At 38.1% G+C, this 11660-nt stretch carries 6 protein-coding genes; all 6 read left to right on the top strand.

Annotated elements, in window-relative coordinates; all coding sequences use genetic code 11:
* The first annotated feature begins 26 nt into the window (after positions 1-26).
* The 6 genes from ABS764_RS10305 (at position 27) to ABS764_RS10280 (ending at position 11573) form a co-directional block, all read left to right on the top strand.
* A complete protein-coding gene (locus ABS764_RS10305; protein WP_408081707.1) occupies positions 27-1394 on the top strand; it encodes a glycoside hydrolase family 88/105 protein in 1368 nt (455 codons plus the stop codon).
* Between the two features lie 200 nt (positions 1395-1594).
* Entirely contained in the window at positions 1595-2965 is a 1371-nt protein-coding gene (locus ABS764_RS10300) for a sulfatase family protein (RefSeq protein WP_408081706.1), read from the top strand.
* A 168-nt stretch (positions 2966-3133) separates the two neighbouring features.
* A complete protein-coding gene (locus tag ABS764_RS10295) occupies positions 3134-4591 on the top strand; it encodes a glycoside hydrolase family 28 protein (protein ID WP_408081705.1) in 1458 nt (485 codons plus the stop codon).
* A 140-nt stretch (positions 4592-4731) separates the two neighbouring features.
* Positions 4732-8355: a DUF4450 domain-containing protein gene (locus tag ABS764_RS10290; protein WP_408081704.1), complete on the top strand. Its 3624-nt coding sequence runs from the start codon at positions 4732-4734 to the stop codon at positions 8353-8355.
* Between the two features lie 2 nt (positions 8356-8357).
* Complete coding sequence (locus tag ABS764_RS10285; protein ID WP_408081703.1) at positions 8358-9437, top strand: glycoside hydrolase family protein; 1080 nt, start codon at positions 8358-8360, stop codon at positions 9435-9437.
* A gap of 3 nt (positions 9438-9440) precedes the next feature.
* The gene (locus ABS764_RS10280; RefSeq protein WP_408081702.1) at positions 9441-11573 is read left to right on the top strand and encodes a hypothetical protein; all 2133 of its coding nucleotides are present in this window, start codon (positions 9441-9443) and stop codon (positions 11571-11573) included.
* Positions 11574-11660 lie beyond the last annotated feature (87 nt).

The raw sequence follows: 11660 nt of genomic DNA, 5'->3' as shown, positions 1-11660 counted from the left end.
CTAACTAACCTCCAAAATGAAGCACAATGAAAACCAAACTATTAACAAACGGAATTAAAATAAGCGTAGCAGCAGCCTTAATGGCAATCCCAACACTGGCAACTGCACAACAACCCGCCAATGATGTTACCGCACCATTACATCTTTTACAGCCAGATTATCCAACTCCTTACGGAACAAAATCAATACAGGAAATCAAAGCTACTATTGATAAAATATACACTTTTTTAGATCAGACAACTCCTGCCGGATTAATAGATCGTAAAACAAAACAAGAAGTTAATGACTTAAAAAAACTCGATGAAAATACCATATTTGCACCGGGAACTTTTAGACTCACGAGTTATGAATGGGGGGTAACTTATGCAGGAATGCTTTTGGCGACTGAAGCCACAGGAGATCAAAAATATGCCGATTACACTAACAAACGTTTAAAACTAATTGCTGACATTGCTCCATATTACAAAAAAGAACTTGCTAAAAACAGTAAATTTCCTTCTCCAATTCACGGCTTTTTAACACCCCATGCCCTGGATGATGGCGGTGCTGTTACGGCCTCAATGATTAAAGCGCAAAGAGCCGGCTTAAAAACTGATTTACGTCCATTAATAGATCATTTTATGGACTACATCAGTACTAAGGAATTTCGTCTTACTGATGGGACTTTAGCCAGAAACAGACCTCAGCCTAATACTTTATGGCTGGACGATTTGTTTATGTCGGTACCTGCTTTGGCACAAATGGGTAAATTAACAAGCGAGGTAAAATATTATGATGATGCCGTAAAACAGATAAAACAATTCTCAGACAGAATGTACAACAGCGAGAAAAACTTGTACATGCATGGCTGGGTACAATCAATGGAAGAGCATCCTCAGTTTCATTGGGCTCGTGCCAATGGCTGGGCAGTAATGACTTTGGTCGAATTATTAGAAGTTTTACCAAAAGACCACCCGGGATACAATATGGTTTTAAACCAATTAAGAGCACATATCAAAGGACTGGTTGCTTATCAGGACGGAACCGGTTTCTGGCATCAGTTAATTGACCGCAATGACACTTATTTAGAGACTTCGGCAACTGCGATTTACGCCTATTCCATCACAAGAGCCATTAACAGAGGCTATATTGACAAAGCCGCTTATGCTCCGGTAGCATTATTAGCCTGGAATGCCGTTGCCACAAAAGTAAATGACAAAGGACAGGTTGAAGGTACTTGTGTAGGAACCGGAATGGGATTTGACCCTGCTTTTTATTACTACCGACCAATCAATGTATTTGCGGCCCACGGTTATGGACCGGTAATTTTAGCGGGTTCAGAAATTATTATAATGCTTAAAAACAATGAATTTGAAATCAACGACAGTTCTTTACAATTAAAAACCCGCAAATAATTCTTTTATAACTAGCTGTTTCTTATAACAATCCTTAAGAACAGCACACAGATGAAACAGATAAAACGGAGTATTGCTGATTATGATTTGGAAAAAGCTTAAAAAATCCGTTTTCATCTGTACAATCAGTATTATCCGTGGGCTATTTTTTATTTAGTCCGCTTAGCGTACAATCATATAATTTTTTAAACATAGAATTCATGAACAGACTCATTATCAACAGCATACTAGCATTATCAACTTGCTTTTTATCTTTTGGTCAACCAAAAAAAGAAAAAAACAATTCTCCTGCTACACCTAATTTTGTAGTTATTGTTGCTGATGATGCCGGCTGGAATGATGTAAGTTATAATGGTTCCGAAATAAAAACCCCTAATATCGATTGGCTGGCCAAAAATGGTGCGCAACTCAACCGTTTGTATGCTGCACCTACCTGCTCCCCATCCAGAGCGAGTTTTTTTACAGGAAGACCATCAAGCCGCATGGGAATTGTAGCTCCTATAAGTGACAAAAGTGAATTGGCTCTTCCTGATGATGTTACCACATTACCACAAGCTCTACACCAACAAAATTATCAGACTGCTTTGTTTGGAAAATGGCATTTAGGTCTAAAACCTTCCAGTGGTCCTAAAGCCTACGGTTTTGATTATTCTTATGGTTTCTTACACGGACAAATTGATCAATATTCACACGAATACAAAAACGGAGATCCTAGCTGGCATCGAAATGGTGAATTCATCACCGAAAAAGGACATGTTACTGACTTAGTTGAAAACGAAGCCATTTCCTGGCTTAAAACCAAAAGAGATCCTTCTAAAAATTTTTACATTCAACTGAGTTACAGCGCTCCGCATTTCCCTTTGCAGGAAGAAGACAAATGGAAAAAACCGTATCTGAAAACCATCGAAAACAATTCCCGAAGAGACTATGCTGCTGCCATGGCACATTTAGATTATAGCATCGGGCAAATTTTAAAAGCCTTAAAACAACAACATTTAGATAAAAACACCGTTGTCATTTTCATGAGCGACAATGGCGCTATGGACAAATGGAATCCGGGAAACCAATACAAAGGAAAACATGGACCCAACGATGTTTTGGGCAGCAATTATCCTTTGCGGGACTGGAAGACTACAAATTACGAAGGAGCAATAAGAGTTCCAGCCATTGTATATTGGAAAAATAAAATCAATCCTTCTTTAAACAGAAATTATATTTCGGTTACTGATTTAATGCCTACTATTTTGTCTTTGGCCGGAGCCAAATCAATTCCGGCAACTGTAGAAGGAAAAAATATCTGGAATTCTATAGTATCTAATGAAGCTGTCCCGAATCAGTCCATCTACATTCGCGGTCATTTACAGGAAAGTATTACCGAAAAACCATGGAAATTAATTCGGACAAGACATAAAAATACGCCAACTGTTTTCGAACTTTTTAATATCGAAGACGATCCTGAAGAAAAAGAAAATCTAATACAAATGCATGCAAATATTACCGATAAATTAAAGCAGGATTTAGAAGTTCAATTTAGTAAAGATGCGAAAGATGTCAATCTGGGCATCGAATAAATCCCAAATAAACCAGATAATAATCAGGCAATCACCAGAAAATAAAAACCTATATTATCCAAAACTATCTCCATTTTATCAATTTATACTATTTCAACTTAAAATCAGGCAAGTGCAGGATACAATTTCAATATAAAATAAAGATTTTCGAAAATAAAATCAATTGTAATGAAACAATACCACATCATTTTAAGTACACTGTTATTTTTGCTTTTTTCATGCAAACCAACGGCGCAAACCAACAGTCCGTCCGCAGATTTTAAACCGGACTGGATTAACAAAGTGGGTGCAAAAGAAAATAAATTCAGTTCCAAGATTTATTATGCAAATGATTACGGAGCGGTTAATGATGGTAAAACATTAACTACTCAAAACATTCAAAAAGCCATAGACGAATGCAGTAAAAATGGCGGCGGAACCCTTACTTTCAAACCTGGAAATTACCTGACAGGATCATTATTTATCAAAGAAGGGGTTCATTTTAATGTTCCGGAAGGAGTTACAATTCTGGGCAGCGAAAACATTGCCGATTACCCTGAAATTGACACTCGTGTTGCCGGAATAGAAATGAAATGGCCTGCAGCTTTAATCAATGTTTTAGACCAGAAAAATATCACTCTGGACGGACAAGGAACAATTGATGGTCAGGGTAAAGTATATTGGGATTATTACTGGAATTTACGCAAAGAATATGAAGCCAAAGATCTGAGATGGATTGTGGATTATGATGCCAAGCGTCCCAGAACAATCCTTATAACCAATTCTAAAAACGTATTTCTTAAAGATTTAAATATTCAAAGAGCCGGTTTCTGGACCGTTCAGATATTGTATTCAGAATACATAACTGTTGACGGTGTCAAAATAAGAAACAATATTGGCGGACACGGACCAAGCACCGATGGTATAGATATTGATTCGTCAAAATGGATATTAGTACAAAATTGTGATATTGATTGCAATGATGATAATTTTTGTTTAAAAGCAGGTCGCGACTGGGACGGATTAAGAGTCAATCGTCCTACTGAATATGTGGTGATACGTGACTGTATTGCCCGTAAGGGTGCCGGTTTATTCACTTTGGGCAGCGAAACTTCAGGAAGTATTCGTCATGTCTATGTTTCCAATATTCAGGGCTACGGTACAAAAAACGGACTGAATATAAAGTCAGCTACTAACCGCGGAGGTACTGTAGAAGATATTTATATGGAAAATATAAAAATGGAAAGTGTAGGTACTTTTATCACCATTTCGATGAACTGGAATCCGGCTTACAGCTATTCTAAGCTTCCTGACGGCTACACCGAAGAAACTTTACCTCCACATTGGAAAAAAATGCTGACTAAGGTCGAACCGGAATCTAAAGGCATTCCAACTTTCAGAAACATTCATTTGAAAAACATAGACATCAAAGGAGCTAAAAAAGCCATTTCGGTAGCAGGATTAGAGGAATCCATTGTAGAAAATGTAACTCTTAAAGAGGTACACATTACAGCCGAAACAGCCGGAAGTATTAAATACAGCAGTAATTGGGATTTAGACAATGTCACTATCAATGCGTTGGACAATTCTGTTTTAAAAATTGAGAATTCTAAAAATGTAGATTTTTCAAAATCTGTAAACAAATAAAAATAAAGCCACAAATTCACTAATTTAAGTAATAAGGTTTACCATCAAAAATCATTTGTATTTCACCAATTAAAATAAAATCAGTAAACCGACCGATAGCGAATAGATAAAGTAATTCGTGACAAAAAAATAATTCTATAATGAAATTTAAAATATCCATTTCTCTGATTTGTTTCTCTTTTGCTGTGCCAAATATAACGGCACAAAGCCAGGATGTATGGCATGGAGAAAACCGAAAAATCCATTATGCTCCCGAGGGTAAAAGTTTCATTCTGAAAAATGGAACCCGTAAATTTAATCGGGCTTTATACGGAAACAATACTGCTTTTAGAGTCGAAGCTGGTGATTTACCTGAGTTTGCTACTTACATGCCCGGCATGGGAGGTAATTTAAAACTAGGGATTACCAATGGAAAAAACAGCAAATGGATTACCGAAGCCGATAAAATAAATACAAAATACACTCCCGGAACCGTTGAATACCAGATCACGGATGCCTTACTGGGCAACGGAACTTTAAATATTCAAATTGTCGCCCTTGTTGATAGTGAAGGATATATCATTAAAGTAAATGGAAATACAGTTCCTAAAAACAGCGTACTTTTTTGGGCTTATGGGGGGGCCAGCGGCAAAAAATTTTCCAGAAACGGAGACATTGGCGGTGATCCGGAATCCGTGTTTTATTTACAGCCCGGATACTGTATCAACAATCAATATCAAATTAACAAAAACAGTTTCACACTTAATTACGGCTCTGAAAGCAGTAAAAAAATAACTGAAAACACTCAGGTTTTAAGTGCTGTTTTCCCAAATTCAAAAGTCCGTTTAAGCAGTGCTAATTTCTTAAAAACACCTTTAGAAAATTATACTTCAAAAGTAGATTCTGTTCCCATGATTATTGGACAATTGAATCAATTTTCTAAAGAAGGAGATTACTGGTTATTTGAAAATACCGCAAAAATTGATAATACAACTCAAAAATCAATAGTCCAAAAATTTAAAAAAGCCATTGCTCAAAGCGAGCAAATGGCTAACCGAATAAAAGTTAGTACTCCTGACCCTTACATCAATACCTTGGGTGGAGCATTAGCTATGGCTGCCGATGCTATTTGGGAAAATCCGGCGTATTTACACGGAGCAATAGCCTGGCGTATGCACTTAAATGCCTGGCGTGGTGCGTATGTTGCTGATCCTTTAGGCTGGCATGACCGGGCTAAAACACATTTTGAAAGCTATGGAAATTCGCAGGTAGTAACTCCTGAAACAGGTCCGGTTGTTCCAGATACTGTTAGAAATTATGCCCGCCAACTGGAAAAAATAGGCACTTCAATGTTTAGTAGTGGTTATATTAGTCGCCACCCAAACAGAAACGATGTTGCGCACCATTATGATATGAATTTGGTTTTTATTGACCAGTTAGTGCGTCACTTTAAATGGACGGGAGATATTGATTTTCTAAAAAAAATGTGGCCTGTTATCAAAAGACATCTGGCTTGGGAAAAAAGAAATTATGATGTAGATGGCGATGGATTGTATGATGCCTATGCAGCCATCTGGGCAAGTGACGGATTGGGCTACAGCGGCGGCGGAGTCACTTATACTTCAGCATATAATTATTATGCCAATAAAATGGCTGCTGATTTAGCTCGAATTGTGGGTGAAGACGGTTCTTCTTATGCCAAAGAAGCGACTCACATTCATCAGGCTATTCAGGAAAAATTATGGAAAAATAACAAAGGGACTTTTGCAGAATACAAAGATCTTTTAGGCAACCAATTGACACATGATACACCAGGAATCTGGACGGTTTATCATGCATTAGACAGTGAAATTGCCAATCCTTTTCAGGCGTACCAGACATTGCGTTTTGTGGATAATGAAATCCCTCATATTCCGGTTGCTGCCGAAGGTTTAGACAAAGACAATCTGGAGTTAATTTCCACTACAAACTGGCAACCGTATACCTGGTCTGTGAATAACGTGGCACTTGCTGAAATTTTACACACCGCATTGGCATATTGGCAAGGCGGACAATCGGAAAAAGCATACCAACTTTGGGAAAGTGGTTTAATCGAAAGTATGTATATGGGTGCATGCCCGGGCGGATTTGAACAATTATTATTTCAGGATGCCATTCGTGGCGAATTGTACCGCGATTTTGCCGATCCGGTAGGAATGGCGGGACGAACATTAGTCGAAGGTTTATTCGGGATTCAACCTGACGCACTTAAAAACACTTTAATCATTCAACCGGGATTACCAAAATCATGGAATCATGCTGCTCTGGAAATTCCCGATGTTGCCTTTGCTTTCGAGAGAAAAAGCAATACTGATATTTATAAAATTACACCGCATTTTCCAACAAAAATGAACCTGCAATTAGTGGTTAATGCTACCCATTCAACCATTAGCAAGGTGACTGTTAACGGAAAAGAAGTATCCTGGAAACTAATTGATGGTGCTGTGGGTAGTCCAAAAATCAGTATCGAAAGCGCTTATGCTGATTTGTACCAAATAGAAATTTCCTGGAGTGATTCGTCACTGGAACAACTTGAGAATCCTTCGGCCATTTGCGAAGGCGAAAACATAAAAATCACAACCGCTAAGGCAACAATTTTAGAGCTAAAAGATCCTCAAAACGCTCTTAAAAATGCCGTTGTAAACAACAATGAAATTACTGCAATCGCCAATACTATTGGCAACAAATCATTCTTTGTCAAACTGAAACAAAAAGATATGATCTGGTGGCAAGCCATTGATATGAACATCAAATCTAATCTTGAGATGGTTTCAAGTGTGATAAAAGGAGAAAATGCTATCGTTAACATCAAAAACAATTCATCTAAAGTTCTGAGTGGTTTCCTTATTTCGAATCAAAAAACAAATAAAACCAAAATTAATTTAAAAGCAAATTCAGAAAACAACATTGAAATTCCTTTAGACCAATTGGTTTCGGGAACCAATCAAGTGGAAATGAATTTTGAAGATGGAACTAAAACCAATTTGAGTTTTACCAATTGGGACATTGCCAGTAATCCAAAAACAAAATGGGAAACGGTATCTTTAGGCAGCGTATTTAACGACAAAATCACCAACATTTTTGAGAATAAATACCTAAGTCCAAGAGCGCAATCGCCTAGTTTACAAATACCAACTCAAGGTATCGGAAACTGGTGTTATCCTTTTATAAAACCAATCATTGACGACTCTGGCTTAAGAGCTAAAGCAGGTACAAACAACCAAATTATCAGTCCGAAAGGAATCCCATTTGCAACGCCTTCTACGGATAAAAACATTGCTTTTGTATCGCAATGGGATAATTTTCCTGATGCGCTTTCTATTCCCCTTTCGGGAAAAGCATCTCAGGCGTATTTAATGATGGCAGGAAGTACCAACCACATGCAAAGCCAATTTACTAATGGAAAAATTGTAGTAACTTACAGCGATGGAAGCAGTGAAACATTAGATTTAAAAAATCCGGAAAACTGGTGGCCTATTGAGCAGGATTATTATACAGATGGTTATGCATTCACAACCAATGCGCAAAAACCGCCCCGAGTATATTTAAAATCAGGAAATATTACACGCGATTTTACAGATTTCAAATCGATAAAAGGATTCAGTGATTTTGGTGTAAAAGGCGGAGCCGGAACAATTATTGATATACCGCTGAACAAAAATAAGACACTCAAAAACATAGAAATTAAAGCCATTGCCAATGAAGTCATTATTGGAATTATGAGTTTAACATTAAACAGAGACTAAGTATGAATAGAAAAGAATTTTTAGGCACCACATTCTTGGCTTCATTAGCAGCCTTTCTACCTGTGCATGCTCATGATTTTTTAACTATGGAGAAAGGACCCAAACTTTCTGATTTTGCCAAAAGCTTAACTCCTGTGGGGCGTGCCTTAGAATTTGAAGATTACTATGTGTGGTGCAACAGCCCGATAGAAGGTCCTGACGGAAAAATTCATGTGTTTTTTTCCCGTTGGCCTAAAGCCAAAGGTATGGGAGGCTGGATTAGCAGTTCTGAAATAGCCCACGCTGTTGCTGATAAACCCGAAGGCCCTTATGAATATGTAAGTACAGTGCTTTCGCCAAGAGGAACTGGCTATTGGGATGCAACCACTTGCCACAATCCGAGTATTCACTTTGTAGATGGAAAATATGCTTTATTCTTTTTAGGGAATTCCAATGGAAAAATGAATACCAAACGCATTGGTCTGGCCACCGCAGATTCTTTGTACGGACCCTGGACAAGACCGGACGAACCTTTACTATTACCGGGAAAAGAAGGAGAATGGGACGATTTATTAACTACTAATCCTTCCTTCATAAAACATAATGGAGAATATTGGTTGTATTATAAATCTCTGGACACCGAAGGTTATGTACATCCTAAATTTGAAACCAAAGGAAATCGAAAATATGGTTTGGCTACAGCCAAATCACTACAGGGACCCTATACAAAATATACAGGAAATCCTGTGGTTGATTTTCACAATATGGGCAATAATCAGCAATGCGAAGATGCCTATGTATGGTATGAAAACGGCAAATTCAAAATGATTGCCCGCGACATGGGCGTTTTTGGAATGGACAAAGGTTTGTATATGGAATCCAAAGATGGAAAACACTGGTCAGAACCTTTAATAGGTTATCAGGAGCTCAGTAAATATATCAACCAACCTCCGGCTCCAAAACATTTAAACAGATACGGCAGAGTTGAAAGACCACAACTCTTATTTCAAAACGGAAAACCTACTTATCTGTTTACCGCTTCGCAAGGCGGAAAATATGAAACCGCTTCCGCATTTATCTTTAAAATCAATCAAAAATTATAATATATGAAAAAAGTATTCATCGCAGTTTCCCTGTGTTTGTTACTAACCACAGCAAAAGCACAGGATAAAATTGACCGAAAAGCAGTTGTAACCAGACATAATGTTAACATCACTAAAATTGATACATTAAATTCGTTATCAGTCGGAAACGGAACTTTTGCCTTTACCGTTGATGCTACCGGATTACAGACATTCCCGGATTATTATCAGGCAGGTCTTCCGTTAGGAACGCAATCCGAATGGGGATGGGATGCTTTACCCAATACGGAAAATTACAAGTTTGAAGAAACCTTAAGGGATTACGACCAAAATGGCAGACAAATCCCTTATTCGGTACAAATAAAAACACCCGAACATGCTGCAAAAGCAGTAGAATATTTCCGTGCCAATGCCCACCGCCTGCAATTAGGGAATTTAGGATTTGAATTGTACAAAAAGGATGGAGCATTAGCCCAGCCATCAGATATTAAAAGTATCAAACAAACACTAAATGTATGGACCGGAGAAATTGAAAGCACTTTTACATTGGAAGGAACTCCCGTAAAAGTATGGACGGCTTCACACCAAGAAAAAGATGTTATTGGGGTGAAAGTTGCCTCTGATTTAATAAAAAAAGGACAATTAAAAATTCGTATGCGTATTCCTTTCCCAACCATGAAATGGGGTGATAATGGGAATTTATGGAAAGCTGATTTTGCCTATACCAGCACACTTTTAAACAACGGAAAAAACGAAGCCATCATTACCCATAAAATGGACTCGATTACCTATAATGTGGGATTAAAATGGAAAGGAACAGCCGCAATCGCTCAAAAAGAAGCGCATTATTACCTGCTGACTCCTTCTAAAAACAGTGAATTTGAATTCAGTTGCGAATTTGCTCCGGCTCACAAAGGAAAAATGGCAATTCCGGATGTTGCAGCTGTTCAATCCAGCAGTATTTCGGGATGGGAAAAGTTCTGGAAAAGCGGAGGTGCTGTTGATTTTTCACAATGTACTGATGAACGCGCATTTGAATTAGAACGTCGTGTCGTTTTATCACAATATTTAACTAAACTACAATGTACAGGAAATGAACCACCACAGGAAACGGGTTTAACTTACAACAGCTGGTACGGAAAACCTCATCTGGAAATGCACTGGTGGCATGGGGTTCATTTTCCATTATGGGGAAGAGCTGGTTTGCTGGAAAAAAGTTTGCCTTGGTACAACAAAGTCTATGATAATGCTAAAAAAATTGCCGAGAGACAAGGTTTTGATGGGGTAAGATGGCAAAAAATGACCGATCCGGATGGTAACGAAGCCCCTTCTTCTATTGGAGCTTTATTGATTTGGCAACAGCCGCATTTTATCACCTACGCCGAATTAATGTATCGCGATCATAAGGACAAAGCGACTTTAGATTTATACAAAAAACGCGTGTTTGCAACTGCTGATTTTATGGCTTCTTTTGCGTATTATGACAAGGATAAAAAACGATATATTCTGGGTCCAGGAGTAATTCCGGCTCAGGAACGCTTTAAAGCAACCGAAACCTTTAACCCAACTTACGAATTAGCCTATTGGAATTGGGCTTTAAATACGGCTTTAGAATGGAAAAAACGTTTAGGCGAACCGGAAGTAGCCAAATGGAAACAAGTTATTGCCCAATTATCGCCATTGCCTGTACAGGAAAATGTGTATTTAGCCACTGAAAGTGCCACTGATTCCTATACCAATCCGGAGTACAAAACCGATCATCCTTCTGTTTTTGGAACCTATGGAATGTTACCTGAAACGACGTTATTAGACAAAAAAATCATGAGAAATACTTTTGATTTGATTTGGAAAACATGGTCCTGGAACGAAACCTGGGGATGGGATTTCCCTATGACTGCAATGACTGCTGCCCGTTTAGGAATGCCGGAAAAAGCAGTAGATGCCTTATTTATGGATGTACAAAAAAACACTTATTTAGCTAACGGACACAATTATCAGGAAGACCGTTTGCCACTATATCTACCTGGAAATGGCGGGGTACTTACTACAGTTGCTATGATGTGTGCCGGCTGGGATGGCACTACCGAAAAAAATCCTGGTTTCCCAAAAGATGGAAAATGGAACGTACGCTGGGAAGGTCTTGAAAAAATGTTTTAATAACTCGTTAAGTAAAATTGTTTTTTAATTCTAAATCTTCGTCAGTTCGAGTGAATTTTCAGAAATGCGAATAGCTTTTTCAGAAAA

Source organism: Flavobacterium plantiphilum (genome assembly GCF_046000495.1).
In the GTDB taxonomy this organism is placed as follows: Bacteria; Bacteroidota; Bacteroidia; order Flavobacteriales; family Flavobacteriaceae; genus Flavobacterium; species Flavobacterium plantiphilum.
Note: the sequence above shows the minus strand (reverse complement) of the source record. Positions and strands in the feature narration are given on the sequence as shown.

Bases quoted from the DNA above. Each gene is read 5' to 3' on its own strand.
- ABS764_RS10285 (WP_408081703.1), top strand. From the start codon at position 8,358: ATGAATAGAAAAGAATTTTTAGGCACCACATTCTTGGCTTCATTAGCA.
- ABS764_RS10300 (WP_408081706.1), top strand. From the start codon at position 1,595: ATGAACAGACTCATTATCAACAGCATACTAGCATTATCAACTTGCTTT.
- ABS764_RS10290 (WP_408081704.1), top strand. From the start codon at position 4,732: ATGAAATTTAAAATATCCATTTCTCTGATTTGTTTCTCTTTTGCTGTG.
- ABS764_RS10280 (WP_408081702.1), top strand. From the start codon at position 9,441: ATGAAAAAAGTATTCATCGCAGTTTCCCTGTGTTTGTTACTAACCACA.
- ABS764_RS10305 (WP_408081707.1), top strand. From the start codon at position 27: ATGAAAACCAAACTATTAACAAACGGAATTAAAATAAGCGTAGCAGCA.
- ABS764_RS10295 (WP_408081705.1), top strand. From the start codon at position 3,134: ATGAAACAATACCACATCATTTTAAGTACACTGTTATTTTTGCTTTTT.